Genomic DNA, 25,956 nt, shown 5'->3' on the forward strand with positions numbered 1-25,956 from the left:
CGGTCATGGATTCCGTACTGGTCAGCGCGTGTCTACGCGGGGTGCCCTGCCGGTTCGACGGCCGCGACAAGGAGTCACCGGAACTCGACGACGCGGTGGCGGGCCGCAGGGTCGTCTCCTTCTGCCCGGAGGCGGCAGGCGGGCTGCCCACCCCCCGCCGGCCTGCCGAGCTCGTCGGCGGCGACGGACACGACGTGCTCGACGGGACGGCCCGTGTCGTCGACGACACGGGACAGGATGTGACGGCCGCATTCGTGGCGGGAGCCCGGCGCGCGCTGGCGGCGGCGCTGGCCGGCGGCTGCACCGAGGCGCTGCTGATGCCGCGCAGCCCGTCGTGCGGGCACGGCTCGGTCCACGACGGATCATTCGGCGGGCGGCTGGTGGCGGGCGACGGAGTGACCGCAGCACTGTTCCAGCGGAACGGGATCAGCGTGCGGGCGGCGCCGGGGGTGTAAGGCCGGGCGGCTCCGCACGGATCACGAGGCGCGGGCGTCCAGCTCCGCGACGAGCTTCTTCGTGGCGATCGTGCGGTAGCTCTCCTCGACCCAGTCGCAGAGCAGATCGGCGGCCGGTCCGCCCTTCTCCTCCAGGGGGACGCGCACCCAGCCCGCCTTGCCCAGGCCGTACCCGGCGGGTTCCGCGCCCGGCGCCGTCAGGGCGTGGGCGTGCGTCGCCTCGTCGGTGAGCTTGACGGTGATGCCGAGGGGATAGCTGCCGTCGTCCATTCCGAGGAAGACGAACACCTTCTTGTTGACTTTGGCGACGCTCTCGCCCCAGGGGAAGTCCTCGGTCGCGCCCGGCATGCCGAGCGCGAAGCCGCGCACCCGCTCCCACTTCGTCAGGGCACTCTTCGGGACAGCCATGGGGTACCTCCTGGTAACCGCTGCGACTCCTCACGCTAGCCTCGGCCACCGACATCGGCGCGGGGTGCACGGCAGAGAGGTGCCATGACCAGTCAGAACGGCAACGGCAAGGAGCGTGCGGCGGACCGCACGTACGACATCGTCCTTTTCGGAGCGACCGGTTTCGTCGGTGTGCTCACCGCGGAGTACCTCGCCGCGCACGCGCCCGAAGGGCTGCGCTGGGCGATCGCGGGGCGCGACACGGGGAAGCTGGAGCGGCTGCGGGACAAGCTCGCCGAGGCCCATCCGGCCTGCGCGGAACTCCCCCTCGTCCGCGCGGACGTGGCGGACGAGGCGTCCCTGCGGGAGATGGCCGGCCACGCGCGCGTGGTGGCCACGACCGTGGGCCCCTATCTCGCGTACGGCCAGGATCTCGTCGCCGCGTGCGCGGACGCGGGCACGGACTACGTGGACCTCACCGGTGAGCCGGAGTTCGTCGACCTCGTGTACGTGCGGCACGACGCCCGCGCACGGGAGACGGGCGCACGCCTCGTGCACTCCTGCGGCTTCGACTCCGTCCCGCACGACCTGGGCGCGTACTTCACGGTGCGACAGCTCCCCGAGGGCGTGCCGCTGCGCGTCGACGGGTTCGTGCGCAGCAACGCGACCTTCTCCGGGGGCACGTTCGCCTCCGCGCTCGCCCAGTTCGCGCGCGGGCCGCAGATGCTGTCCGCCGCGCGGGACCGGCGGCGGCACGAGCCGCGCCTGGTGGACCGCAAGGCGTACGCGCCGCCGAGCGCGCCCCGGTACGCGGGCGAGGTCGGCGCCTGGGCCCTGCCCCTGCCGACGATCGACCCGCAGGTGGTGCAGCGCTCGGCGCGGGCCCTCGAGCGCTACGGGCCCGATTTCCGCTACCGGCACTACGCGGCGGTCAAGACCCTGCCGTTCGCCTTCGGCGGCGCGGCGGCTGTCACCGGCCTGGTGGCCGCGGCCCAACTGCCGCCCGCACGGCGGTGGTTGTCGTCGCGCCTGAAGCCCGGCGAGGGCCCGAGCGAGCAGCGGCGTGCGGAGAGCTGGTTCTCCGTGCGGTTCGTCGGCGAGGGCGGCGGCAAGCGGGTGTTCACCGAGGTCTCGGGCGGTGACCCGGGGTACGACGAGACGGCGAAGATGCTGGCCGAGGCGGCGCTGTGCCTGGCCGTCGACGACGACCTGCCGGACGTGGCCGGGCAGCTGACCACCGCCGTGGCGATGGGCGACGCGCTGACCGCGCGGCTGACGGCGGCGGGGCTCAGGTTCCGGGTGGCGGCGACGCGGTAGCCGCCGCTGGGTCCGGTGCCGCGCCGGTCGCCTCGCGCAGGGCCGCGCGGCACAGGGCGTCCGCGCGCCGCGTCGACTCGGGGAGGCGGTAGCGCGGCGTCAGGCGGAGCGTGTGGGCGCAGGCGTTGTCCAGGCTCACGCGGTGCCCGACGGAGACGAAGACCGGCTTGACGTCCTCGCGGGTGCGCAGGGCGCGGCCGATCTCCTCCGCTCCGTCGAGCAGGGGGGCCGCGCTGCCCCGTGGCGCGCCGGGAGCCTCGTACGTGAACGTGAAGGGGTTCTTGGCCACGCCGATCGTGGGGAGTCCCGTGAGGACGCCGAGGTGGCTCGCGAGGCCGAACCGGCGGGGGTGCGCGATGCCGTAGCCGTCGCAGACGACGAGGCCCGGATCGGCTTCGAGCGCCCCCAGGGCGGCGAGGAGGGTCGGGATCTCGCGGAAGGCGAGCAGGCCCGGCACGTACGGGAAGGCCACGCGGCCCACCGCGGTCGCCTCCTCGACGACTTCGAGTGTGGCGGCGTCCAGGACGACGACCGCGGCGGCGACGATGTCGCGCTCGTCGTCGTAGGCGACGTCGACCCCCGTGACGTGCCCCGTGCCCGGCCGCGGCCCCTCTTCGCCGAGCACGACCCGGGCGCGGAGCCCGTCCTGGACGGCGCGGGCGGACGGCTCGTCCGTGGGCCAGTCGGCGGGGACGTGGGAGGGGGTTGCGGTGTGCGTCGTCATCGTGCGGGCAAGCCTAGGCCTTCGCCGTCCCGGCACGGAGTGCGCCCACGAACGCGGACGGGCCGCTCCGGCGGACGGCGGACGGCGGACGGCGGACGGTGCCGGGCCGCCGCGGACTGGCACCCGCACTCGCCCGGACCTCCCGCCCGGCTTCGTCTCCTCCGCGCGAACTCCCCGGCCCCGGGCCACGCCTGGCGACTCCCGGCGGTAGCCTCACGATCATGTTCGTTCTCGAGTTGACCTACACCGCGCCCGTGTCCGCCGTCGACAAGGAGCTTGAGGCCCACGTGGCCTGGCTCGACCAGTTGTACGCGCAGGGCGTCTTCATCGCCTCCGGGCGCAAGAACCCGCGCGACGGCGGCGTGATCCTCGCCGTGGCCGACGACCGTGCGGCGATCGAGGAGATCGCGGCGAGCGATCCCTTCGTGCTCGCGGAGGTCTGCGAGTACCGCATCACCGAATTCATCGCCACGAAGACGGCCCCCGAACTCGCCCCTTACCGGCAGCAACTGCCCTAGCCCGGCCGACGGCGACGGCGACGGGCCCTAGTTCCCCTCCCAGCGCGCGATCCGGCCCTTCTCGCCGGACGCCCAACAGGCCCGGTCCCGCGTGCAGTCCACGGTGTCGTACGACCCCGGGTCGACCGTCCGCCAGGTGCGCCCGCCGTCCGACGTGACGTCCGTGCCGGTCGGCCCGACCGCGAGCGCGCCCCGGTGGCTCCCCGGCAGCCAGGCCACCCCGGAGCGGTAGGCGGGCGGGGGCTGGGCCGCCGTGGTCCAGGTGCGGCCGCCGTCGCCCGTGGTGGCCGCGGCCTTCGGGGAGGGCTGGTCGGGGGTGTAGTCGCCGCCGACCGCGATGCCGTGCGTACGGTCGCGGAAGGCGAGGCCGAAGACGCCGCGGGCCGGGGCGCCCGCCGGGATCGGCGCGTCGGTGGCCGTCCAGGTGCGGCCTCGGTCGGCGGAGTGCAGGACACGCGCGCGTGCCGCTCCGCCCGTGGCCAGCCACACGTCGCGGGGGCCCGAGCTCACCAGGCACTGACCGCTCGCGGCGAAGCCCGCCTCGCCCTCCTGGGCCGCGGGCATGCCGTCGCTGGGCAGGACCTTCCAGGAGCGGCCGCCGTCGGCGGTGGACAGGATGCGGTACTTGCCGTCCACGGGGTCGCTCATCGCCAGGCCGTGGCTCCGGTCGAAGAAGGTCATGCAGTCGTAGAAGGCCTTGGGATCGGTGTTCCGGAAGGACTCCGTCCAGGTCGCCCCGCCGTCCGCCGTGCGAAAGACCCGCGACGCCTCGCCCTCACCGATGGCGAGGACCACCGCACGGCGGCCGTCGAAGGCCTCGACGTCACGGAACTCCAGCCCTTCGGCACCGGGCGGGGAGACGTCGCGCCACTTCCGCCCGCCGTCCGAGGTGCGCAGCACGGTGCCTTTCGCCCCCGCCACCCAGGCGGTGCTCCGGCTGACGGCGGCGAGACCGCGGAAGCGCGCGTCGGTGCCGCTGTCCTTGAGATCCCAGCCACCGCCGCGCCGCGACTGCCCCTCGGGGGCCGCGGAGGCCTCCTGGGCGAGCCCTGGCGCCGTGAGCGCCGTCGCGGCGAGCGCCGCCCCGCACAGCCCCACCGACACCGCACGGCCCATGGACCGCACCCTTCTCGTCTTCCCCAAGGACTTCATGGCGGGCGAAGTTACCACCGGAACGCAGGATTCCTTCCGGGCATTCTGTGAAGACGGTGAAGAGCACGCGGTGACCGAGGTCACTCGGTGTTCGCGTGCACGGATTCCGTCATTCCGACGTCTATCCAAGTGCCGACCCGAGTCGTCCAGCTGTAGTTGAGGGAGCAGGCGTTGTCCAACAGCATCGAGCAAGCCGTAGAGGCCCGCCTCGTCGCCGCCGCGCCGCGGATGCAGTCCATCCCCGCGACGCTGCACTACGACCGGGGCGATCCGTTCGCCGTCCGGATGAGTTTTCCCGCCCCCGCGACCCTGGAGGGCATCGAGGTCTACTGGACCTTCGCCCGCGAGCTGCTCTCCCAAGGCATGGAGCAGGCGGTGGGCGACGGGGACGTCCGCGTGCGGCCGTACGGCTTCGACCGCACGGTCGTGGAGTTCCACGCGCCCGAGGGCACGGCGATCGTCCACATCCGCACCGGCGAGCTGCGCCGCTTCCTGCACCGCTCCCTTGCCCTGGTGCCCGTCGGCGACGAGCACCTGCACGTCGACCTGGACCAGGACCTCGCCGACCTGATGCGGGACGCCTGCTGAGCCGAAGCCCGGCGCCGAAGCCCGGTGCCGGGATCCGGTCGCCGGGGTCCGGTTGCCGGGGTCAGCCGCCCCCGCCCCCGCCGCCGGACGACGCCCTTGCCGCCTCCGCCGACGACACCGCCGAGGCCAGCGCCTTGCGCAGCCCCCGCATCAGCTCGGGCAGCTCGGGAGCCGGGGCCCCGCTGCGGTCGGTGAGCGCCTCGAGCCGTTCCTTGTACTGCCTGCGGTCCTTGCCCGAGATGATGCCGCGCAGCTTGCCCGTAGCCGCGCACACCACCAGGGCCGCGTCGCCCGCGGGAACCTCGGACACCGGCACCGGACCGCGCAGGACCGCGAGCACCTCGGCGTGCAGGACCTCGACGTATCCGGCGCGCTCCAGCTCGTAGCGCCGGGAGGGGAAGATCCCGAGGACCCGGGTGCGCTCCGTCCGCAGATAGCCCTCGGAGACCAGCTGGTCGCGCACGCCGTCCTGGGTGGCGCGGGCCTTGTGCGTGATCCAGCCACGCCATTTGCGGGGCCTTGACTCCTCGATGAGTTCCAGGACGCCGTCGAGCGACGGGTCGCCGGTGCGTGCGCCGAAGACCGGCGTGACGATGCCGTCCACGTCCGAGAGAAGTCCGCGCTGGGCCAGCTCCGCGAGCGCGCAGGCCCGCACGGCGAAGTGCAGGTCGGGGGCGCCGGTGACCTTGTTGCGACCGGTGTCCCAGGCCAGCAGGAAGATCCGGGTCGGCAGTGAGAGCGAGCCGTAAGGCATGGGGGCCTCCTTGTTCGCGGTCACGATAAGTCGTTGACAGCGTTCAGGTCGCAACCTACGGTGTATAACGGTTCTGTTGTCGCCGATAGGAGTAGGACGTTGCTCGTCTGAGGTCTGGAGTCACCGCGTCACACGGCTCGGCCGTGTGCGTAGCGTGCGACCTCGGCGTACGAGCCGTCTGCCTGACGCAGGGCCCATTCTTCTGCCCTCGCCTCCCTTGACGACGCTGCTCCCGTCCTCTTGTCGCGCCCCGCGGTGTCCCGAAACGCGTTGCCCCTGACCGCGCTTCATCTCACGCAATCGCGAGGACCCCATGTCTACTTCCCCCACCTCCATCACCTGCACGTCCCTCGACTTCGACTGGCCGGACGGCACCCATGTCTTCGACGGGCTCCAGGTGGCCTTCGGCCCCGGCAGGACCGGCCTCATCGGCGTCAACGGATCAGGGAAGTCAACCCTGTTGAAGCTCGTCGCCGGTGAGCTCACGCCGAGCGAGGGCAGCGTCCGCGTCGCGGGTGACATCGGGTATCTGCCGCAGAACGTCACCCTCGACACGCGTCTGCGCGTCGACGAGGTCCTCGGCATCGCGCCGACGCGCGCCGCCCTGCACGCCATCGAGGCGGGCGACGTGGCCGACGAGCACTTCACGACGGTCGGTGACGACTGGGACGTCGAGGAGCGCGCCGTCGCGACCCTCGACCAGCTCGGCCTCGGGCACATCGGCCTCGACCGGACGACCGGGGAGGTCTCGGGCGGCGAGTCCGTGCTGCTGCGCCTTGCCGCGCTGCTCCTTCGCCGGCCCGACGTGCTCCTGCTCGACGAACCCACCAACAACCTCGACCTGTACGCCCGTCGGCGCCTGTACGCGGCCGTCGACGCCTGGTCCGGAGTCCTGGTCGTGGTCAGCCACGACCGTGAACTCCTCGACCTGGTCGACCAGATCGCCGATCTGCGGGACGGAGAGGTCACGTGGTACGGAGGCAACTTCACCGCGTACGAGGAGGCGCTGGCCGCCGAACAGGAGGCGGCGGAGCGCATGGTGCGCGTCGCCGAGTCCGACCTGAAGAAGCAGAAGCGCGAACTGGCCGACGCGCACGTCAAGTTGGCCCGGCGCAAGCGCTACGGCCAGAAGATGTGGGACACCAAGCGCGAGCCGAAGGTCGTCATGGGCGAGCGCAAGCGCCAGGCCCAGGTGTCCGCGGGCAAGCACCGCATCATGCACGAGGAGAAACTCACCGAGGCGAAGGAGCGCCTCGACGACGCCGTCGAGGCGGTGCGGGACGACGACGAGATCCGCGTCGACCTGCCGTTCACCGCGGTCCCGCCCGGCCGCACCGTGCTCACCCTGCGCGAGCTCACGCTGCACTACGGCGCACGCGTGCAGGGCGAGTTCGAGCTGCGCGGGCCCGAGCGGGTCGCGCTGGTCGGCCGCAACGGCGCGGGCAAGACCACGCTCCTGCGGACGATCGCCGGAGAGCTGGCGGCCGTGGAGGGAGAGGCGCTCGCACACGTCCCGCTGCGCTTCCTGCCGCAGCGCCTCGACGTGCTCGACGAGGAGTTGACGGTCGCCGAGAACGTGGCGCGCTTCGCGCCCGACGCCACGAACAACCGGATCCGGGCCCGCCTGGCCCGCTTCCTGTTCAAGGGGGCACGGGCCGACCAGCCCGCGGCGACCCTGTCGGGCGGCGAACGGTTCCGGGCGGCGCTGGCCGCGCTGCTGCTCGCGGAGCCCGCGCCGCAGCTCCTGATGCTCGACGAGCCGACGAACAACCTCGACATGGCGAGCGTGAAACAGCTGGCCACGGCCCTGGAGTCGTACGAGGGAGCGCTGATCGTGGCCAGTCACGACGTGCCGTTCCTGGAGTCGATCGGCATCACACGCTGGCTGCTTCTCGACGGAGAAATGAAAGAAATCACGACAGAAGCTGTCGGGTATTTTGGCTAGCTTCGGGTGTATGCACCAATACATCACGATCACCGGAGCCCGTGAGAACAACCTCAAGGAGGTGAACCTGCGCATCCCGAAGGACCGGCTCACGGTCTTCACCGGCGTCTCGGGGTCGGGGAAGTCGTCGGTCGTGTTCGACACGATCGCGGTGGAGTCGCAGCGCCAGCTGAACGAGACCTTCACGTGGTTCGTCCGCAACCGGCTGCCGAAGTACGAGCGGCCGCACGCGGACACCATCGAGGAGCTCTCGCCCGCGATCGTCGTCGACCAGCGGCCGATCGGCGGCCACTCCCGGTCCACGGTGGGCACGATGACGGACATCTACTCGGTGATGCGCGTGCTGTTCTCGCGGCACGGCACACCGAGTGCCGGTCCCGCGACCGCGTACTCGTTCAACGACCCGTCGGGCATGTGCCCCCGGTGCCACGGCCTGGGCAAGACGGTGCGGCCCGACTACGACCGCATCCTGGACCCCGCCAAGTCCCTGGCGGACGGCGCGATCCTCTTCCCGCCGTTCGCCGTGGGGACCTGGCAGGGCCAGACGTACACCAACACACCCGACCTGGACACGCACAAGCCGGTCGGCCGGTTCACCGAGCGGGAACGGCAGTTCCTCATGCGCGGCGCAGAGCACGGCGGCAAGGTCAACGTCGACAACACCGGCGGCGCGCGGGACATCGACTACGAAGGGCTCGCCGACCGCTTCGAGCGGCTCTACCTCAACCGCGACCTGTCGGCTCTCTCCCAGAAGACGCGCGACCTGGTGCAGCGCTTCCTCGTCGAGGGCGAGTGCGACGCCTGCGACGGGGCGCGGCTCAACGAGGCGGCGCTCGCCACCCGTATCGACGGCTTGAACATCGCCGACTGCTCGCGCATGGAGGTCACCGACCTCATCGCCGCCCTGGAGCGGATCGACGACCCGGTGGCGGGCCCGATCGCGGCGGCTGCCGTGGCCGCCCTGGAGCGGATCGAGGCGATCGGGCTCGGCTACCTCAGCCTCGGCCGCGAGACGTCCACGCTCTCCGGGGGCGAGGGCCAGCGCCTGAAGACGGTGCGGCACCTCGGCTCCAGCCTGACCGGCATGACGTACATCTTCGACGAGCCGAGCGTCGGCCTGCACCCGCGCGACGTGGGCAGGCTCAACGACCTGCTGCTGCGCCTGCGCGACAAGGGCAACACGGTCCTGGTCGTCGAGCACGACCCGGACGTGATCGCCGTCGCCGACCACGTCGTCGACATGGGCCCGACGGCGGGCACGGGCGGCGGTCTGGTCGTCTTCGAGGGGACACCGGACGAGCTGCGCCGCGCGGACACGCTCACGGGCCGGCACCTGCGGCGCTCCACCGGCGTCAAGGAGCACCCGCGTGAGGCCATCGGCGGGCGGTGGGTCAAGGGCGCCGACCTGCACAACCTCAAGGACGTGAGCGTGCGCGTGCCGACCGGGGTGCTCACCGCCGTGACGGGCGTCGCGGGCTCGGGCAAGAGCACGCTGGTGTCGGGGGCGTTCGTCGCCGAGCATCCGGACGCCGTGGTCGTCGACCAGTCAGGCATCGGCGTCTCGGGCCGTTCGACCCCGGCGACGTACCTCGGGATCATGGACTCGCTGCGCAAGCTCTTCGCGCGCGAGACCGGCCAGGACGCGGGCCTCTTCAGCTTCAACTCCAGCGGCGCGTGCGCGAGCTGCCAGGGCCGCGGGATCATCTACAGCGACCTGGCGTTCATGGATCCGGTGACCACGACCTGCGAGGCGTGCGAGGGGCGCCGCTTCAAGGAGGAGGTGCTCCGGCTCACCGTCGGCGGCAGCTCCATCGCCGACGTGCTCGACATGACGGCCGAGCGCGCCCTGGACTTCCTGGCCGCCGTCGACGACACGGCGGTACGCCGCCGGCTGCGGGCCCTGCACGACGTGGGGCTCACCTACCTGACGCTCGGGCAGCCGCTGAGCACCCTGTCGGGCGGCGAGCGCCAGCGCATCAAGCTCGCCACGCAGCTGCACCGCACGGGCACCACGTACGTCCTGGACGAGCCGACGACCGGCCTGCACATGGCGGACGTGGACGGCCTGCTCGCCCTCCTCGACCGGCTCGTCGACGCGGGGAACACCGTGATCGTCGTCGAGCACAACCTGGAGGTCGTCAAGCACGCGGACTGGGTGATCGACCTCGGCCTCGACGGCGGCAAGCACGGCGGCCGGATCGTCTTCGAGGGCACGCCGGGGCAGCTGCTCGACGCGGACGGCTCGTTCACCGCCGCTCATCTGCGACGAGACCTGGGCCTGGACCCCTCCCACGCTGCATGATGTGCGGCAACACCCCGGCCCGGCGCCCGCCGGGCGGGGGCGCCCCCGCCGCTCCACCCCTACGGAGAGCTCCCGTGCCCAGCAAGAAAGCGCTGATCCGCCGCCCAGGACCGCGCATCGCCGAAGGCCTGGTCACGCACGTCGAGCGGACCCCGGTCGACGCGGGGCTCGCTCTTGAGCAGTGGGAGGCGTACGCCGACGCGCTGCGGGCGCACGGCTGGGAGACGGTCGAGGTGGAGCCCGCCGACGACTGCCCGGACGCGGTCTTCGTCGAGGACGCGGTCGTCGTCTTCCGCAACGTGGCACTCATCGCCCGGCCCGGCGCCGAGTCCCGGCGGCCGGAGACGGAGGGCGTGGAGGAGGCGGTGGCACGGCTCGGCGCCTCCGTGAACTGGGTGTGGGATCCGGGGACGCTGGACGGCGGCGACATCCTCAAGGTCGGCGACACGATCTACGTGGGCCGGGGCGGGCGCACGAACGCCGCCGGGGTGCGACAGCTGCGGGCGGCCTTCGAACCGCTCGGGGCGCGGGTCGTGGCCGTCCCCGTGGCCAAGGTCCTGCATCTGAAGTCGGCGGTGACCGCGCTGCCGGACGGCACGGTGATCGGCTACCCGCCGCTGGTGGACACGCCCTCGCTCTTCCCGCGCTTCCTGCCGGTGCCCGAGGAGTCCGGGGCCCACGTGGTGCTGCTCGGCGGCGCGAAGCTGCTGATGGCGGCGAGCGCGCCCAAGAGCGCGGAGCTGCTCGCGGACCTCGGTTTCGACCCCGTGATGGTGGACATCAGCGAATTCGAGAAGCTCGAAGGCTGTGTGACATGCCTCTCAGTGCGGCTGAGGGAGCTGTACGCGTGACCAGTCCTGGAGCGGGTGGGGCGAGAGGGGCACATGAGCCCCGCTGCCGCAAGCACTTTACGGAGGGCTTAACCTACGGCAACGTAACCTACGACACCGTAGGTAGGTAGCACCCGCTCGTGCTACCGCGTAACCCCTACGCACGTAGTCCGTAAAAAAACTCCCGTCCCCCTGGAGCCCCCGTGACGATCACCTCTCCTCATCTCGGCAGCACGGACGACTGGACCGATGCCCGGTTGCTGTTCGCCCTGGAAGAAGTGGTCGAGAAGGAGCTCAACCGCCACCTGAAGGTGGCCAAGGACTGGATGCCGCACGAGTACGTCCCGTTCTCCGACGCCCGGAACTTCCCCGGCTACTTCGAGGACGGCGAGGCCTGGGAGCCCGAGCAGTCCAAGGTCACCGACATCGGCAAGATCGCCCTGGTCGTCAACCTCCTGACCGAGGACAACCTCCCCAGCTACCACCACGAGATCGCGTCCCTCTTCGGCCGCGACGGCGCCTGGGGCACCTGGGTGCACCGCTGGACCGCCGAGGAGGGCCGCCACGGCATCGTGATGCGCGACTACCTCCTGGCCTCGCGCGCCGTGGACCCGGACAAGCTCGAGCAGTTCCGCATGGCGCACATGGCCGAGGGCTTCGAGTCGGACAACCGGCACTCGATGCTGCACTCGGTCGCGTACGTGGCCTTCCAGGAGCTCGCGACCCGCGTCTCGCACCGCAACACCGGCCACCAGTCGGGCGACCCGGTCTGCGACCGCATGCTGGCGCGCATCGCGACCGACGAGAACCTGCACATGGTCTTCTACCGCAACCTCCTGGGCGCGGCCTTCGAGCTCGCCCCGGACCTCACGATGCAGTCCGTGCGCGACGTCGTCGTCAACTTCCGGATGCCCGGACACGGCATGCCCGGCTTCGAGCGGGCCGCCGCGCAGATGGCGATCGGCGAGATCTACAACATGCGCATCCACCACGACGACGTGATCCAGCCCGTCCTTCGCTACCTCAAGGTCATGGAGATCGGCGGGCTCGGCCCCGAGGGTCTCAAGGCGCAGGAGGAGCTCGGCATGTACATGAACGGGCTCGACAGCGAGGCCAGCAAGTTCGACGAGAAGCTGGCCGCTCGCAAGGCGCGGATGGCGGCTCGGGGGAAGTAGTCCCTCCGGGGTAATCGGTGGGTGGGCGGGAAGCATCCGCCGCGAAGCGGCGGTTCAGAGCCCACCCACCGGCAGAGCACTACTCGTACGACGTGCACACACCCAGCGCCGCGTCCCGCACGTCCGGGACGCGGTGGGCCCGCAGCGACGTCAGCAGGGCGCGCCACGGTGCCGCCCAGTCCGTCCACTCCCCGAGGGATTCCACCGCCGCCACCGCCAAGAGGCCCGACGCGTGGCCGCCCTCCTCGGCGAGGCGGCGCGTCACCGGAAGCAGCGGGGCCGTCTCCCCCTCCGCGTCAGCGAGGCGCGCGCCCAGCGTCGCGGCGGTCCGCACCGCAAGGGCAGGACGCCCCTCGTGCAGCCGGGCGAGCCGTGACAGCGCCTCCGCCACCTCGGCGGGCCCGGCGTCCAGCGCCACCGCCCCGGCCAGCACCTCGGCGGCCTGCGGCACGAAATCCCCGTACCCGGCGAGCAGCTCGCCCGCCCGCAGGGCAGCGGCCCGGTACACCTCGCCCGCATCGGCCAGCGTCTGCGCCAGGTACTCGATCCGCCGCCGCGCCGGAAGGTCCCGGTCCGGTGACGTGACCCCATCGGCCCCCGCAAGCGCCGCGAGGGCCCCGCGCAATGCCTCGTCCCCGCGCGGCGCGGTCGCCGCGGCCGTCACGAGCCCCCGCGCCGCCACCTGCCACGTCGACCGGCGGCCGAGATCCGCCACCGCGTCCGCGAGCACCGAAGCCGCGTCCGGCGACCAAGGGGCCCACCGCGCAAGGGCGGCGAGCGCGAGGGCCGCGGCCTCGTCGTCCCCCGTGCCCACCACCTCGCGCACGAGACGCGCGTACCGCTCCCGATGCCCCTGTGCCAGATCCAGCGGCCGCACCCGCAGCACAGCCGTCCGCAGCACGGCATCGCCCCCGGCCGCGTCCCGCAGCAGCCCCCACACCCGCTCCTCGCCGAGCAGCCCGCCCGCGAAGGCGACACACGCCGCCCGTACGTCGCGGTGGGCGTCCGGTGCCTCGTAGGCGTCGCCGAGCAGCGCCGCCGCCTCGGACGCGGGCAGCCGCACGGCTGCGAGCCGCGCGGCCTCCTTGCGGCTCGTCACCTTCTTGCCGGGGCCGCACAGGACCTCCCGCAACAGCACCGCGAGCCGGGACGGCGGGACATGCCGTGACGCCTGCGTCGCCGCGTACACCGCGACCCGCGCCCGCTCGCCTCCCGCGTGCGCGAGCAGCTCGGGCAGCGCGTCCCCGGGGCGCGCGATGTGGGCGAGCGCGCCGAGGGCCGCCTCGGCGAGCACGGTGTCGGGCGATCCGGTCCAGCGGCGGACGAGCTCCTCCCCCGCGCCGGGAACGGCCGCACCGCGCGCGATCGCCGCGGCGCGGTTCCACCGCGGAAGACCCGCGTCACCGGCGGCCTGCTCCAACTGCCGCGCCAGTGCCTCCTGTTGGCGAGGCAGCCAGCGGCGGATCTGCCAGGCATAGGCTTCCACCGTCCACGGCGCACCCTTGGTCAGGAAACGCCCGTACGGAGGTGTGCCGGACAGGAGTTGGTCGAGCAGGTCCGTGCGGCGTGCGCACAGCAGGGAACGGACCGGGACGAGCGCGCCCGTCGACGGCTCCTGCGCCAGGACGCGGGCGACGCGTTCGTCACGGGTCGCGGGCGGCTCGAGCCACAGGTCGATCGCCCTGGACACCGTCGCGTTGCCGCCGAACCGGATGGCCTGCCACAGGAGTTCCTGCAGCTCCGCCATCCCGGCGGCACGCCGGCCGACCGCACGGGCCAGCGCGAAGGCGAGGCTGTAGTCGGACTTCTCGGCTCCCGCCTCGATCCAGGGGCGCAGCGCGTCGAACACGTCGTGCTCCTGGCCGCGGCGCAGGGTGTGGTCGAGGCGCCCGAGGTCGGCGCCGCCGGTGTTGCCGGAGATCCGGACGAGCGTGCGCAGCGCCCAGTTCACCAACTCCCGCTGTCCGCCCGCCGCGTGCTCGCGCAGTACGGCGACGGCCAGGCGGCTGAGGCTGCCGCGGGTACCGTGCGAGGAGTCGCGGGCCGCGACGGCGTCCGCCGAGATCCGGTCGAGGAACGGTTCGGCGTCGGCGCCGAAGAGGGCGGGCCGGGTCTCGGCGAGCGCGGACAGGGCGGCGGCCCGCACCGGGTCCTGCTCGTTCGCCAGCCGGGTCATCTCTTCGAGGACGGCGGTGACTTGGGCCGGTTCGCCGGAGCGTGCGGCGTTGCGGACGAACAGCGGCCACGCCTCGGCGCGGTCGTCGGCGGCGGGCCGCCGGGTGGCCGCCACCAAACGGTCGCGCACCTCCGCGCACGGCAGGAAGGACTCGGCGAGCAGCACGGAACTCCAGTGCCCGCCACGTTCCTTGACCCGCTCGGCCATCCGCCGCGCCTCGTCGGCCACGGCACTGCGGGGCAGCGCGCCCAGGACGGCCCCGTCGACGGTGACGAACCCCGCGCCGCGCCCCTCGACGGCCCGCGCGTGCACGGCGGCACGCTCAGCGGGCGCGTGCGCGAGCATCAGCCGGGCGAGGTCGGCGGAGTCGTCGGCGACGGCTCGCGCGTACGTGAGGAGTTCGGGAGCGCCCGAGCGGGCGAGCTTGTACAGCACGGACGTGGTGAGCGCGCCGCTGCGCCGCAGCGGCCACCCCCAGGTCCCGCAGAGGATCGCCAGGACCCGTCCCGGTGCCGCGTCGGCCAACATGCCGAGACGCGGGCGGAGTTGATGAGGGAACACGCTGGGCGCGAACCGGTCGAGCAGGTCGAGCACGCGGACCGGCTCCGACTCCGTGGCCGCGGCGATGCCCGCCGCGTACCGCTGCCACCACCCGTCCCGCATAGCATCGGGCAGCGCGCCGAGCTCGCGCGCCGCCATGTCGAGCAGCGCGTCCGCGTGCCGCCTCGCCAACGGCCGCCACCCCCGCACGGCGTGGAAGAGCTCCGGCAGCAGCCGCCGCACCACCGGGTCCGAGCAACCGGGCAGCAGCCTGGCCGCCTCCACGTCACCCCACTCGCGCCGCAGCGGGCCGATGACGCGGTCGGCGAGCGCGGTGCGGCGCCCGGCGACGATCGCGCGCAGCAACTGCCGCCGCACCGCCTCGGGAGCGTCGTGGAACGCGGCCTCGAACGCGGCGTCCGGCACCCCGTGGCTCCGCGCGGCCCGCAGCGCGTGCCCGCGCACGAAGGGGTCGGGGTCGGCGATCCGGGCGGCGGTCCACTCCGTGTCCCCGCCGGCACAGGCCAGCACGATGGCCACCCCGCACTCGTACGGGCCGCCGCTCTCCAGCTCCTCCAGGACGGTGCGCAGCGCGCCGCGCCCCGCGAAGTCCCGGGCGCTCTCGGCGATCTCCCGCATCCGCCGCGGATACGGCAGAGGGTCGAGATCGGAGAGCAGATAGCGGGCGGCGGTCTTCTCGGGCAGAGCCATGCGCGGATTCTGCCCGGCGGGACCGGCTCGGGGACAGCGGATTACCGAGCTGCCGAGAAGAGGATCACGAAGGGGGCGGGGCGGCTGGATTCGAACCAGCGTGTTCCGGTTTTGGAGACCGACGCGACAGCCTCTGCGCTACGACCCCGCCCTTGGGCCGGATCCTATCCTCCGTCTTCGGGCCGGGTGCCACGGGCGGCCCGGAACTCCCCCGCGTCCGCAGGGCCGTTCACCACTCCGCCTCCCGGTAGTCCTTGAGGAAGACCCCCGAGACCGGCGCGCCCGCCTCGCCCCGCACGATCGGGTCGTAGATCCGGGCCGCGCCGTCCACCACGTCGAGGGGCGTGCGGAAGCCCGCGCCCGCGATGCGGTCCTTCTTGGGGGCGGGGTTCTCGTCGGTGATCCAGCCGGTGTCGACGGCGCACATGTGCACGCCCTGCTCGGCGAGTTCGGCCGCGCTCGTGCGCGTGAGCATGTTCAGGGCGGCCTTGGCCATGTTCGTGTGCGGATGCCCGGCCATCTTGTTGCGCACGGCGAACCGGCCTTCGACCGCCGTGACGTTCACGATGTACGTGCGGGGGCGCGACGAGGCGAGCAGCAGCGGCAACAGCCGGTCGCAGAGCAGGGCCGGTGCGAGCGAGTTGACCAGCTGGGTCTCCAGGACCTCGGCCGGGTCGAGGCCGCCGAGCCGGGCGGACCAGGAGTTCTCCGGCGACGCGTCGCGCAACAGGCCCGCCTCGTCGGCCATGGGCAGGACCATGGCGAGCGCGCCCAGCGTCGCGGTTGAGCCGTCCAGGATCGCGGTGGAACCGTCCAGCGTCCGCATCGGCCGGAAGCCGGGTGCGCCACGGGCCCCGGCGGGCAGTTCTGCCCGCTCCCCCGCCGCGAGAGCCGCGTACGACTCGGGCGGCCTTCGGACCGTCTGCGCCGCGTTGTTGACCAGGATGTCCAGCGGCTCGCCCTCCCGACGCAACTCCTCGCACAGGCCGAGCACTTGGCGCGGGTCACGCAGGTCGACAGCGAGCACCGTGAGCCTCTCGAGCCACTTCTCGCTGCCAGGCACCGCACGGAAGCGCCGCTCCGTGTCATGCGGAAAGCGGCTGGTGACCAGGAGTTCGGCACCGTCGCGCAGCATCATCAGGGCCAGCTGGAAGCCGATCTTCACGCGGCCCCCGGTGAGCAGCGCGCGACGCCCGCTCAGATCGGTCCCGAGCTCGCGCCGGGTGCGGTTGTCGGCTGCGCAGCCGGGACAGAGCCGGTGGTAGAAGGAGTCGACCTGTCGATACGACGCCTTGCAGACATAGCAGGGCCTGGCCCGCCGGAAGACCCCGGCGGTAGCGGCGGCACCCGCTGCCCCCTCGACGACCAGCGGCGCGTCCTCACGGCGGTCGTCGGCCCCGGTGGCGGTGGCGGCCATCACGGCGGCGTCGGCGGCGGAGAGTTCGGCCCCGCGCGCCTTGCGTCTGCGCAGCCGTCCGTCCCGGGCGAAGGAAGCGGCGACCTGCTCGGCGCGCAGCCGCACCGGGTCGTCGGCCGGCAGCTCACGGAGCCTGCCGATCACGTCGTGGAAGGCCGCGAGGTCCGCCTCGCTGATCCCGCCGCTCTCATCCATCCGTTCCGCCCCGCCCGTGCCGTCCGCTCGTGGTCCCGGCCGGATTCGAACCGGCGTATCCGCCCTGAGAAGGCGGCGAGTCTGCCTCTGCTCTACAGGACCCCGCACCCGCGCGGACCAGGAGTGTTCGGTCCGCCCGCGCCCCCGGATCGTAGCCGCGCGCGTACCGCCGTGCCGAACCGATTTACGAGTGCCCGCCCCGGTGCAACGGTGGGCAGCGGGGGTGGAACCCATGGCACAGACCCATGAATGGATGTTCTACGAGGTCATGTGGCGCGGCTGGGCGGGGCGGGCCCGGGTGCCCTATCCCGTTCCGTGGTGGGCGCAAGCCGCCTTCCGGCGCTGGAGCGACGACTTCGACTCGGGAACGTACGAATCCAAGGAGGCCGCCTTCGCCTCCAACGCGCTGTACCGCTACTGGCACATGGTGGGCGTCAAGGACCACCGCCAGGAGTCCCTCATCGGGCAGGCGGGCGAGATCGAGCCGGTCTACGACAAGTACTGCCTGTCCTTCTTCCTCTACTCACCGTCGACCGGCGCCGTGCGGCTGCCGCAGCTGACGGACGCCGGGACGCTTGGCCAGCGCATGGAGGCGCCCCATCTGCCGGTGGTCCTGACGACGTTCCGCACCGCCGACGGCACCGAGTTCGTGCAGCGGACCTTCGGTACGGCCATCGGCCCCCGGCAGCGGGACCTCGTCGTGACCCGTCTGACGGTGGGCAGCGCGACCGGGCAGCCGCGCGAGGGCTGGCTGTGCGCGGCCGTCATGCCCGCGGGGCCGAGCGGCTTCCAGCGGCACGACCGCAACGGCCGCCAGATCACCGACCGGCGCCTGACGTTCCTGCGCCATCTGCCCGACGAGGGCCGGGTGGAGACCAACAGCGGGTGGGGGCCGGTGTTCGACACGCCTCCCGAGCAGTACGGCGTGTACGGCAACCCGGACTTCACGTACGCCCCGGATTCCTATCTGAGCCGCAACCCGTTCCACGACCTCGTCATGGGCGGCAAGCTGAACGGCGCGACGCAGGCCCAGGACCAGATCGCGGGTCTGTGCAGCGCGGCGTTCGCCTGGCCCTACCGGGTCGCGGACGACGAGCTGTTCGAGCTCGACGTCCGCCTGCCGGTCGACCTCTACAGCGGCGCCGCCGACCTTGCGGAGATCAAGGCCACTCCGGCCGCCGCTCTGGAGGAGGCCAACCGCCTGTTCTGGACGGGCAAGCTGATCGCGCAGGGTGTGCAACCCGAACTGCCGCAGCCCGTCTCACACTTGGCGGACCGGTGGCGGCAGTGCCGCTCACAGCTCCTCATCCTCTCCGACCACGGCGAGATCCATCCGGGCCCGACGGTGTACGACTCCTTCTGGATCCGCGACTCGTCCGTCGAGGCCACGGCGTGCTCACTGGTGGGCGACGCGGCCCTGGCCGAACGGCAGTTGGGCACGCACTATCCGCTGAAGTTCAACCGCGGCTCGGGCCGGATCGGGCCGTGTGCCGAGTACGGCTTCTACGGCGGACCGCACGAGAAGGACGACCGCGAGTGGGACAGCAACGGCCAGGCGCTGTGGGCGATCGGCCGCTTCGACCGGACCCACGGCCGGTCCACCGCGTTCGGGGCCAAGCTCTACACGCCGTACGTCATCGACGGCGCCCGGTGGCTGCGCGACAACCGCGATCAGTACGGCCTGCTGCACAGCGGCTGGAGCGCCGAGCACCTCGGAGAGCGGGACAAGCCGCACTACTGGGACGACCTGTGGGGCCTTGCCGGTCTCTACGAGGCCGCGCGGCTCGCCGAGCGGATCGGCTCCCCCGACGTGCCCGAACTCTGGGGCGCCTTCGACGACTTGAAGCGGGCCACGGCGGCATCGGTGCGCTGGGTCCTTGCGGAACAGCAGAGGCGCGGCGCCTGGGAGACGTACATCCCGACCGGACCCGGTGACGTCGGCCGGCTCGACTCGACGATGATCGGCACGGCGGCGTTCTTCCACCCGCTGCGGCTGCACATGGGCAGCAAGCTGGGCGAGGACATCGACCGGGCGGCCCGCTGGACGCTCGACACGATGTACGCGCACTTCGTGACCGGCGGCTACCGGCACGAGGCGGCCTGGAACGCCTACGGCCCCTACCTCACGACGCAGTTGGCGCACGCGTATCTCCTGGCGGGCGACGCCGCGCGGATGGACACGCTGCTCGGCTGGATCGTGGGCGCGTCGATGCCCCGGACCGAGGAGCGGGCGGTGGCGCTCGGCGCGTGGAACGAGCAGCACGCCTTCCCCATCGCCTCCGACTACCGCGAAGTCCCCTCACGCCACTGGTACATGGGGGACATCCCGCACGGCTGGGCGGCGGCCGAGTATCTGCTCCTGATCCGCGACATCCTCTTCTTCGAGGCGGACGAGGACAGGGACCCGCACCTCTACATCGCTCCGGGCATACGCCCCCACTGGGTGCCGGACGGTGCGTCGGTGGCCGTGGACGACGCCCCGAACCTGTTCGGGGCGCCCTTCGGCTACCGCCTCACCCATGACGCGGGCCGCCGGAAGGTCATCGTGGACATCACGCGGGCGCCGGAACGCGTGCGGTACGTCTATCCGTGCCGGTTCGGCCCGGTGCGCGCGGTGACGGCGGACGGCCGCGATCTGACGGTGACGGGGGACAACGTGCACATTCCCGCGGGGACGAGGAGGTTCACGGTCACGTACGCCTGAGGCTGAGCCGTTCCTTCTCCGAGAGCCCGCCCCAGACGCCGAACCGCTCGTCATGGGCCAGGGCGTACTCGAGGCACGCCGGGCGCATCTCGCAGAGCTGGCAGATGTACTTGGCCTCGCGCACCGAGCTGCCCGGTTCGGGGAAGAAGAACTCGGATCCCGTCTGGGCGCACAGGGCCTGCTCCCAGGCGATTTCCGGCTGGGCTGTCATGTGGATCTGCATGCCGTCGATGCTGGCAGGGGGCGCGAAACAAGGGATCAACGAACGATCAACGCCATGACATGCGCTGTTTCGGCCTCCTCCTGCTTGCCCGCCGGGGAACGCGGCGAAACGCTCACCGGCGGGTTCGCGTGCCGGACGGGACGCGTGCGTCCGTCCCGTCCGGCACCTTCCGCCCTCAGCTTCCGCCCGGCGCCTCCGGCTGCATCAGCGCGAACCGCGCCCCGGAGGGATCGGCGAGCTTGGCGAAGCTGCCGACGCCCGCGAGGTCCATGCGCGGCACCCGCACCGTGCCCCCGGACGGCTCGACCTTGGCGAGCACCGCGTCCATGTCGGTCACCTGGAAGTACGGAGTCCAGTACGGCCCGGCCTCAGCTTCCTCCGGGGCGTCGGACAGCGGCCACAGGCCGCCGAACATGTCGTCCTCGGTGCCGCCCGCGGGGTGCACCATCGTGTACGAACCGCCCTCGAAGGCCTGGGTGGAGGTGCCCCAGTCGAACACCGCCCCATAGAACTCCTGGGCCGCCTCGATGTCCGGGGTGTAGAGCTCGGTCCAGCACATGCTGTTCGGGGCGTCGACCAGGTCGAGGCCCTTGTTCGTGCCCGGCTGCCACACGGCGAAGCCGACCCCCTGGGCGTCATGGAAGACCGCCATGCGGCCGAGGTCGCCGACGTCCATGGCCTCGTACACCGTGCTGCCGCCGGCCTGCTCGACCGCCTTGGCCGTCGCGTCGGCGTCCGGTGTCTTGAAGTAGAGCGTCCAGGACGGAGGGGACTGATCGGCGGTGACCGTCATGGCTCCCGCCACGGTCTTCCCGTCCGCCTGATACATGCCATAGCCACCGAATTCCGCACCGCCCGACAGGAACTGCCACCCGAAGAGCTCGCCGTAGAAGGCGTGGGCGCCTTCAAGATCCGGAGTGCCGAGGTCGACCCATGTCGGGGCTCCCACGACATAACGGTTATTGAGCATGACCGACTCCTTTGTCGTATCTCTCTTCCCTTCCTCCGAGTCTGGCACCCGGCACTGACAGTGCGCGTGTGCTGCCACCTTGTGAAAGAAACAAGATTCTGAGAGCGCTCTCAGTCACAACTCTTGACGGTCGAATGGGCCGAAGCGACAGTGGTCGCACCACAAGGCCGGCCACCCCCACAGCCACCCACGGCCGCACGACATCCCCCCACACACATCCCGGGAGACCTTCCGTGATATCGCGTCGAGTGTTCCTGTCCACTGCCGCCGGTGCCGCCGGAGCCCTCACCTACCCCGTCTGGGGAAGCGCCCTCAGCCCCGGCGCCAAGGCAGCACCCGCGACCTGTGAACTCGCCCTCCAGAACAAGTCGTTGCCCGGCCAGGTGCACGCCTACGTCACCGGACACGAGCAGGGCACCGACCGCTGGGTCCTGCTGAAGCCGGACGGCGGCGTCTACCGCCCCGATTCGCCGTCGGCCCCGCAGACCCCGCTGCCCGTCGACTGCGCGATCCCGCTCGGCGCGGCGGGATCCGCGCCGAAGGTCCTGACGCTTCCTCAAATGTTCGGCGCCCGCGTCTACTTCGTACGGGACGACAAGCTGGACTTCTTCCTCAACCCGGGTCCTTCGCTGGTCGAGCCCGCGTTCGCGACCAAGGAGGACGCCAACTACGGGCGCACCTGGTCGTTCTGTGAATTCACCTTCAACAGCTCGCAGTTGTACGCCAACATCAGCTACGTGGACCTCGTCACGGCCCTCCCCATCGGCCTGACCCTGGAGGGGGACGCCACGCACACGGTGGCCCCGCTGCCGGACGGCGCCGTCGACAAGATCGCCTCCGACCTCGCCGCCCAGGGGGAGAAGGACGGGCAGCCCTGGGGTGATCTGGTGATCCGCGGCGACGACGGCGACGTACTGCGCGTCATCTCGCCGCAAAACCTCATGGCCCCGTACTTCGACCGCCCGAACGAGATGCCGTTCCGGGACGTGTGGAACAGCTACATCGACCAGGCGTGGGAGAAGTACCGGAGCACCGACCTGAAGATCGACCTGCAGGGCGGCCGGGGTGTGTTCACGGGCCGGGTGAGCGGCGACACGCTGACGTTCAACGGCGGGCACACGTTCTCGAAGCCGACCTCGAAGGACATCTTCACCTGCAACCACGGCCCCTTCACCAACAACCCCGGCGACTCCGACGACAAGAAGGGCCTGCTGGCGCGGCTCGCGGCGGGCTTCAACCGGAGCATCATGCTGACGCACGCGGAGCAGCCGAACGGGGCTGGCGCCGGGGACTACTACAAGGGTGACGTGACCAACCACTGGGCCCGGGTCGTGCACGCGAACTCGCCCATCGGATACGCCTTCCCGTACGACGACGTCCGGCCGGACGGGGAGCCCGATGTGTCCGGTGCCGCGCACGACGGGAATCCGCGGCGGTTCACGGTGAGTGTCGGGGCCTAGCGGCCCCGGCGGGGGCCTCCCGCACGTTCCCACCACGCACACCGCCCCGTCGCGCGCTGGTCGCGACGGGGCGGTGTCCGGTCCGGGGTCCTACTGGCAGTTGTTGCCCGCGGCCGGGTTGAGGAGGCCGACGACGTTCAGGGTGTTGCCGCAGGCGTTGATGGGAACGTCGACGGGAACCTGCAGGACGTTGCCGCTGAGGACGCCCGGCGAGTTCTGAGCCGTGCCCTCGGCGTAGGCGCCGGGGCCGGGGTCGGCGACGGCGGAGCCGGCCCCGCCGATGACGGTGACCGCGGCGAAGGCCGCTGCTGCCAGGATCGCGCACTTGCGCATGGTGTTACCTCCGGATGAGGGGAAGTGCTGAAGCGAGCCTCACCCGGGCGCGACGCGGCAAAAACGCCGGTGGACCGTGCGGGGTAACGAGGGCACCCGATCGTGGGATTATCGGCCCCCTGGGGAGCCCCCTGGAGCCCCCTGGAGCCCCGTGTCCCTGGGCTCGGGGCCGCCGGGCAGGGACCGGGACCGGGAAGGCACGGCCCCCTACGCCGACTCCCTCCGCACCAGCTCCGTCGGCAGGACCACGCTCTCCGTCGGCAGCTCGCCCCGCGCCAGCAGCATCCTCGCCATCAGCCGGCCCATCTCCTCGATGTCCTGACGCACCGTCGTCAGCGGCGGGTCCACCTGCTCGGCGACCGGCAGCATGTCGTCGAAGCCCACCACCGCGACGTCGTCCGGCACCCGCTTCCCCCGCTCGCGGAGCACCCGAAGGGCCCCCAGTGCCGACAGGTCGTTGCCGGCGAAGACCGCGTCCACCTCGGGGACGCGGTCCAGGAGCTCGCGCATCGCGCGCTCGCCGCCCGCCGGGGTGAAGTCGCCCTGCGCGACGAACCTCTCCCCCGCCTCCGGCAGGACGTCGCGGAAGCCGTCGAGGCGGTCCACCGCCGACGTCTGGTCGAGCGCGCCGGTGATGTGCGCGATGCGGGTGCGGCCCAGCGAGACCAGGTGGCGCACCGCGTCCCGCGCACCGCCGCGGTTGTCGCAGTCGACGTACGGAGATGTCACCGTCCCCTCCGGCCACCCCGGACGGCCGCCGAACACCGTCGGCACGCCCGCACCCTGAATGATGCCGGGCAGCGGATCGTCCAGGTGCAGCGAGAAGACGAGGGCGCCGTCCACATGGCCACCCGCCAGATAGCGGCCGACCCGCTCGTGGTCGTCACGGCCCTCCGTCAGGAGCAGCACCAGCTGGACGTCACGCGACGTCAACTCCTTGCTGATGCCCCGGAGTTGACGGGCGAAGAACGGGTCGGCGAACACCCGCGTCTCCGGTTCGGCGATCACCACGGCGACCGCGTCGTGGCGGCGGGTCACCAGACTGCGGGCGGCGCGGTTCGGCACGTAGCCGAGCTCGTCGACCGCCTGCCTGACCTTCTCGGCGAGCACCTCGCGTACGCCCACGTCGCCGTTGACGACGCGGGACACCGTGGCCCGGGAGACTCCGGCCCGCGCGGCCACGGCCTCCAGGGTGGGGCGCGGGGCGGCGCTCGGCGGCTCGGTCACGTGGGGCTCCTCGGGGCAGCTTGCGGGTGTGCGCCGGTCAGGATACGACCGGCGGGCAGGGCGGGGAGATTTCCCCCGCCCGCTTCACCTCCGCGCGTCCGCCCTGATCAGCTCGGCCGCCTTCTCCGCGAGGGCCACCGTGGGAGCGTGCGTGTGGCCCCGCGTGATCCGCGGCATGACCGAGGCGTCCACGACCCGCAGCGCCGTCACGCCTCGCACCCGCAGCGCCGGATCGGTGACCGAGGCCTCGTCGCTGCCCATCCGGCAGGTGCCGACCGGGTGGTAGAGCGTCTCGGACGCCCCGCGGATCGTCCGGGCCAGGCTCGCGTCGTCGACCGTGCCCGGATGCGGTGCCAGCGGGTCCGATGCGTACGGGGAGAGAGCGGGGCCCGCGAGGAGTTCCTCGGCGCGGCGCACCCCGGCGACCAGGGTGCGGATGTCGGCCTCCGCCGTCAGATAGCCGGGGTCGATGAGGGGCGCGGAGCCCACCCCCGGGCCCCTCGGCGTGATCCGGCCCTCGCTCTCCGGCTGGAGCAGCACCACGCCGATGGTGATGCCGTGTTCGGTCGGCGGGGTGAGGCCGTGGTTGACGAAGGGGACAGGTGCGTAGATCAACTCGATGTCGGGAGCGGTGAGTTCGGGCCGGGTCTTGATGAAGGCGACAGCCTCGGCGACGTTGGACGTGAGCGGTCCGTGCCCGCCGAGCAGGAAGCGGCCGACGTTGGCGAGGGAGTCCGCGCCGGTCAGCGTGATGGGCCGCGGGCAGGTCATGGTGAGTGCGTAGGCGAGATGGTCCTGGAGGTGGCGGCCCACGCCCGGCGACTCGACGCGTGGCTCGATGCCCGCCTTCGACAGGTCGTCCGGGTCGCCGACGCCGGAGGCCTGGAGGAGCTGCGGGGAGCCGATGGCACCCGCGCTGAGGATCACCTCGCGGCGCGCTATCAGCTTCCCGGGCACGCCGTCGGCGATGACGCCCGCCACGCGCGTCCCGTCGAACTCCAGCCTGCGGACACGGGCTTCGGTGAGGACGTGCAGGTTGCGGCGGCGCCTCGCGGGTTTCAGATAGCCGTCGGCGGCGCTCCAGCGGCGGCCGCGGCGCTGGTTGACCGGGGTGAGCGCGAAGCCTCCGTGGTCGGGCTCGTTCAGCTCCGTCAGCTCGCGCAGGCCCGCGTCGCGGCAGGCGTCGAGGAACGCGGTGGTGGTCGGGTTGAGTGCGCGGGGCGGGGAGATCCAGAGCGGCCCGTCGCTTCCGTAGACGCTGTCCTTGCCTGCCGCGCCCGCCCCGGCCGCCCCGCCCGTCCACCGCTCCGCGCGCCGGAAGTAGCGCTCGAAGGCGTCGTAGGACCACTCGGGCCCCGCGGCCTCGCCCCAGGCGTCGTAGTCGTCGCGGTGGCCGCGCACCCACATCATGGCGTTGATCGAGGATGATCCGCCCAGCGTGTGACCGCGCGGCCAGTACAGTTCACGGCCGTCGAGCGCGGTCTGCTTCACGGTGGAGTAGTCCCAGTCGTAAGGCGTCTTGAACAGCTTCGGGAAGGCCGCCGGGATGCGGATCTCGGGCTTCCGGTCGCGTGGCCCCGACTCGACGAGCGCCACCCGTATCGCGGGATCCTCGGAGAGCCGGGCGGCGAGGACGCATCCCGCGGAACCGGCACCGACGATGACGTAGTCGTACACGCTGTCCTTGCTCAACTCTGCTCCCTTGAATGGCAGTTCGCGGAGGTGCTCACAGGGGACGTACGGGTGTGGCGCGTGGAGGAGACGCGTGGATGAGCCGTACAAGGAGTACACCCAACGTGGACCTCTGGGTAAAGGGATGGCGCCTGGAACGGCGTGTCCTACAAGATCTCCAC

Annotated in this window: 21 protein-coding genes and 2 tRNA genes; 10 read left to right on the forward strand and 13 right to left on the reverse strand. The window is 72.1% G+C overall.

The genetic code is table 11. The features are described from left to right. The first annotated feature begins 5 nt into the window (after positions 1 to 5). A complete protein-coding gene (locus ABZ833_RS10165) occupies positions 6 to 455 on the forward strand; it encodes a DUF523 domain-containing protein (RefSeq protein ID WP_361043714.1) in 450 nt (149 codons plus the stop codon). A 21-nt stretch (positions 456 to 476) separates the two neighbouring features. On the opposite strand, the gene ABZ833_RS10170 is transcribed toward ABZ833_RS10165, so the two are convergent. Continuing rightward, a complete protein-coding gene (locus tag ABZ833_RS10170) occupies positions 477 to 863 on the reverse strand; it encodes an MmcQ/YjbR family DNA-binding protein (RefSeq protein ID WP_361043716.1) in 387 nt (128 codons plus the stop codon). 84 nt (positions 864 to 947) lie between these two features. Here ABZ833_RS10170 and ABZ833_RS10175 point away from each other — a divergent pair, with 84 nt between their 5' ends. Then, positions 948 to 2,159 (forward strand): saccharopine dehydrogenase NADP-binding domain-containing protein, encoded by a 1,212-nt coding sequence (locus ABZ833_RS10175; protein ID WP_361043718.1) that lies wholly within the window; start codon positions 948 to 950, stop codon positions 2,157 to 2,159. On the opposite strand, the gene nfi is transcribed toward ABZ833_RS10175, so the two are convergent. Further along, positions 2,131 to 2,883 (reverse strand): deoxyribonuclease V, encoded by a 753-nt coding sequence (gene nfi, locus ABZ833_RS10180; RefSeq protein ID WP_361043721.1) that lies wholly within the window; start codon positions 2,881 to 2,883, stop codon positions 2,131 to 2,133. The two genes, ABZ833_RS10175 and nfi, sit on opposite strands and share 29 nt — an antisense overlap. 221 nt (positions 2,884 to 3,104) lie before the next feature. Between nfi and ABZ833_RS10185 the strand changes: the two genes are divergently transcribed. Further along, positions 3,105 to 3,401 (forward strand): YciI family protein, encoded by a 297-nt coding sequence (locus ABZ833_RS10185; RefSeq protein ID WP_361043723.1) that lies wholly within the window; start codon positions 3,105 to 3,107, stop codon positions 3,399 to 3,401. Positions 3,402 to 3,428: 27 nt separating this feature from the next. On the opposite strand, the gene ABZ833_RS10190 is transcribed toward ABZ833_RS10185, so the two are convergent. Then, positions 3,429 to 4,553 carry an oxidoreductase gene (locus ABZ833_RS10190; protein WP_361043725.1) on the reverse strand — a complete coding sequence of 375 codons (1,125 nt, stop codon included), beginning with the start codon at positions 4,551 to 4,553 and terminating at the stop codon, positions 3,429 to 3,431. Between the two features lie 171 nt (positions 4,554 to 4,724). Between ABZ833_RS10190 and ABZ833_RS10195 the strand changes: the two genes are divergently transcribed. Beyond that, complete coding sequence (locus ABZ833_RS10195) at positions 4,725 to 5,141, forward strand: SsgA family sporulation/cell division regulator (RefSeq protein ID WP_361043728.1); 417 nt, start codon at positions 4,725 to 4,727, stop codon at positions 5,139 to 5,141. A 61-nt stretch (positions 5,142 to 5,202) separates the two neighbouring features. Here the strand turns inward: ABZ833_RS10195 and ABZ833_RS10200 are convergent, their stop codons facing one another. Then, positions 5,203 to 5,895 carry a GPP34 family phosphoprotein gene (locus ABZ833_RS10200; RefSeq protein WP_361043731.1) on the reverse strand — a complete coding sequence of 231 codons (693 nt, stop codon included), beginning with the start codon at positions 5,893 to 5,895 and terminating at the stop codon, positions 5,203 to 5,205. A gap of 313 nt (positions 5,896 to 6,208) precedes the next feature. Here ABZ833_RS10200 and ABZ833_RS10205 point away from each other — a divergent pair, with 313 nt between their 5' ends. The 4 genes from ABZ833_RS10205 to ABZ833_RS10220 all read left to right on the forward strand — a co-directional run bounded on the left by ABZ833_RS10205 (position 6,209) and on the right by ABZ833_RS10220 (position 12,147). Next, positions 6,209 to 7,840, forward strand: coding sequence for an ATP-binding cassette domain-containing protein (locus ABZ833_RS10205; RefSeq protein WP_361043734.1), 1,632 nt, complete (start codon positions 6,209 to 6,211; stop codon positions 7,838 to 7,840). Between the two features lie 10 nt (positions 7,841 to 7,850). Continuing rightward, entirely contained in the window at positions 7,851 to 10,142 is a 2,292-nt protein-coding gene (locus tag ABZ833_RS10210) for an excinuclease ABC subunit UvrA (protein WP_361043737.1), read from the forward strand. 74 nt (positions 10,143 to 10,216) lie between these two features. Continuing rightward, positions 10,217 to 10,993 carry a dimethylargininase gene (ddaH, locus tag ABZ833_RS10215; RefSeq protein ID WP_361043740.1) on the forward strand — a complete coding sequence of 259 codons (777 nt, stop codon included), beginning with the start codon at positions 10,217 to 10,219 and terminating at the stop codon, positions 10,991 to 10,993. Positions 10,994 to 11,175: 182 nt separating this feature from the next. Next, positions 11,176 to 12,147 carry an acyl-ACP desaturase gene (locus ABZ833_RS10220; RefSeq protein ID WP_361043741.1) on the forward strand — a complete coding sequence of 324 codons (972 nt, stop codon included), beginning with the start codon at positions 11,176 to 11,178 and terminating at the stop codon, positions 12,145 to 12,147. Positions 12,148 to 12,226: 79 nt separating this feature from the next. Here the strand turns inward: ABZ833_RS10220 and ABZ833_RS10225 are convergent, their stop codons facing one another. From ABZ833_RS10225 to ABZ833_RS10240, 4 genes are all read right to left on the reverse strand, one after another. Continuing rightward, entirely contained in the window at positions 12,227 to 15,574 is a 3,348-nt protein-coding gene (locus ABZ833_RS10225; protein ID WP_361043744.1) for a hypothetical protein, read from the reverse strand. A gap of 74 nt (positions 15,575 to 15,648) precedes the next feature. Continuing rightward, positions 15,649 to 15,724: transfer RNA gene (locus ABZ833_RS10230), tRNA-Trp, on the reverse strand. 79 nt (positions 15,725 to 15,803) lie between these two features. Next, entirely contained in the window at positions 15,804 to 17,186 is a 1,383-nt protein-coding gene (locus ABZ833_RS10235; RefSeq protein WP_361043747.1) for an SDR family oxidoreductase, read from the reverse strand. Positions 17,187 to 17,216: 30 nt separating this feature from the next. Continuing rightward, positions 17,217 to 17,288: transfer RNA gene (locus ABZ833_RS10240), tRNA-Glu, on the reverse strand. Positions 17,289 to 17,418: 130 nt separating this feature from the next. Between ABZ833_RS10240 and ABZ833_RS10245 the strand changes: the two genes are divergently transcribed. Then, complete coding sequence (locus ABZ833_RS10245; protein WP_361043751.1) at positions 17,419 to 19,890, forward strand: hypothetical protein; 2,472 nt, start codon at positions 17,419 to 17,421, stop codon at positions 19,888 to 19,890. On the opposite strand, the gene ABZ833_RS10250 is transcribed toward ABZ833_RS10245, so the two are convergent. Both ABZ833_RS10250 and ABZ833_RS10255 read right to left on the reverse strand, forming a co-directional pair. Beyond that, positions 19,877 to 20,113, reverse strand: a complete 237-nt coding sequence (locus ABZ833_RS10250) for a WhiB family transcriptional regulator (RefSeq protein ID WP_361043754.1) — start codon at positions 20,111 to 20,113, stop codon at positions 19,877 to 19,879. The genes ABZ833_RS10245 and ABZ833_RS10250 overlap by 14 nt on opposite strands. 175 nt (positions 20,114 to 20,288) lie before the next feature. Next, positions 20,289 to 21,083: a VOC family protein gene (locus ABZ833_RS10255; RefSeq protein ID WP_361043758.1), complete on the reverse strand. Its 795-nt coding sequence runs from the start codon at positions 21,081 to 21,083 to the stop codon at positions 20,289 to 20,291. A 233-nt stretch (positions 21,084 to 21,316) separates the two neighbouring features. On the opposite strand from ABZ833_RS10255, the gene ABZ833_RS10260 reads away from it, so the two are divergent. Continuing rightward, a complete protein-coding gene (locus tag ABZ833_RS10260) occupies positions 21,317 to 22,543 on the forward strand; it encodes a glycoside hydrolase family 64 protein (protein WP_361043760.1) in 1,227 nt (408 codons plus the stop codon). A gap of 90 nt (positions 22,544 to 22,633) precedes the next feature. Here ABZ833_RS10260 and ABZ833_RS10265 read toward each other — a convergent pair whose 3' ends face one another. The 3 genes from ABZ833_RS10265 to ABZ833_RS10275 all read right to left on the reverse strand — a co-directional run bounded on the left by ABZ833_RS10265 (position 22,634) and on the right by ABZ833_RS10275 (position 25,795). Further along, positions 22,634 to 22,876 (reverse strand): chaplin, encoded by a 243-nt coding sequence (locus tag ABZ833_RS10265; RefSeq protein WP_361043763.1) that lies wholly within the window; start codon positions 22,874 to 22,876, stop codon positions 22,634 to 22,636. A gap of 207 nt (positions 22,877 to 23,083) precedes the next feature. Next, complete coding sequence (locus ABZ833_RS10270; RefSeq protein WP_361043766.1) at positions 23,084 to 24,103, reverse strand: LacI family DNA-binding transcriptional regulator; 1,020 nt, start codon at positions 24,101 to 24,103, stop codon at positions 23,084 to 23,086. Positions 24,104 to 24,187: 84 nt separating this feature from the next. Continuing rightward, positions 24,188 to 25,795, reverse strand: a complete 1,608-nt coding sequence (locus tag ABZ833_RS10275) for a GMC family oxidoreductase N-terminal domain-containing protein (protein ID WP_361043768.1) — start codon at positions 25,793 to 25,795, stop codon at positions 24,188 to 24,190. Positions 25,796 to 25,956: the final 161 nt, after the last annotated feature.

It is taken from the genome of Streptomyces sp. NPDC047525 (assembly GCF_040643025.1).
Lineage (GTDB): Bacteria > Actinomycetota > Actinomycetes > Streptomycetales > Streptomycetaceae > Streptomyces > Streptomyces durmitorensis.

What these genes read in the sequence shown, in the direction of transcription:
- ABZ833_RS10165 (WP_361043714.1), top strand. Translation starts at nt 6, where the DNA reads ATGGATTCCGTACTGGTCAGCGCGTGTCTACGCGGGGTGCCCTGCCGG.
- ABZ833_RS10170 (WP_361043716.1), bottom strand. Translation starts at nt 863, where the DNA reads ATGGCTGTCCCGAAGAGTGCCCTGACGAAGTGGGAGCGGGTGCGCGGC.
- ABZ833_RS10175 (WP_361043718.1), top strand. Translation starts at nt 948, where the DNA reads ATGACCAGTCAGAACGGCAACGGCAAGGAGCGTGCGGCGGACCGCACG.
- nfi (WP_361043721.1), bottom strand. Translation starts at nt 2,883, where the DNA reads ATGACGACGCACACCGCAACCCCCTCCCACGTCCCCGCCGACTGGCCC.
- ABZ833_RS10185 (WP_361043723.1), top strand. Translation starts at nt 3,105, where the DNA reads ATGTTCGTTCTCGAGTTGACCTACACCGCGCCCGTGTCCGCCGTCGAC.
- ABZ833_RS10190 (WP_361043725.1), bottom strand. Translation starts at nt 4,553, where the DNA reads ATGAAGTCCTTGGGGAAGACGAGAAGGGTGCGGTCCATGGGCCGTGCG.
- ABZ833_RS10200 (WP_361043731.1), bottom strand. Translation starts at nt 5,895, where the DNA reads ATGCCTTACGGCTCGCTCTCACTGCCGACCCGGATCTTCCTGCTGGCC.
- ABZ833_RS10205 (WP_361043734.1), top strand. Translation starts at nt 6,209, where the DNA reads ATGTCTACTTCCCCCACCTCCATCACCTGCACGTCCCTCGACTTCGAC.
- ABZ833_RS10210 (WP_361043737.1), top strand. Translation starts at nt 7,851, where the DNA reads ATGCACCAATACATCACGATCACCGGAGCCCGTGAGAACAACCTCAAG.
- ABZ833_RS10225 (WP_361043744.1), bottom strand. Translation starts at nt 15,574, where the DNA reads ATGGCTCTGCCCGAGAAGACCGCCGCCCGCTATCTGCTCTCCGATCTC.
- ABZ833_RS10235 (WP_361043747.1), bottom strand. Translation starts at nt 17,186, where the DNA reads ATGGATGAGAGCGGCGGGATCAGCGAGGCGGACCTCGCGGCCTTCCAC.
- ABZ833_RS10245 (WP_361043751.1), top strand. Translation starts at nt 17,419, where the DNA reads ATGGCACAGACCCATGAATGGATGTTCTACGAGGTCATGTGGCGCGGC.
- ABZ833_RS10250 (WP_361043754.1), bottom strand. Translation starts at nt 20,113, where the DNA reads ATGCAGATCCACATGACAGCCCAGCCGGAAATCGCCTGGGAGCAGGCC.
- ABZ833_RS10255 (WP_361043758.1), bottom strand. Translation starts at nt 21,083, where the DNA reads ATGCTCAATAACCGTTATGTCGTGGGAGCCCCGACATGGGTCGACCTC.
- ABZ833_RS10265 (WP_361043763.1), bottom strand. Translation starts at nt 22,876, where the DNA reads ATGCGCAAGTGCGCGATCCTGGCAGCAGCGGCCTTCGCCGCGGTCACC.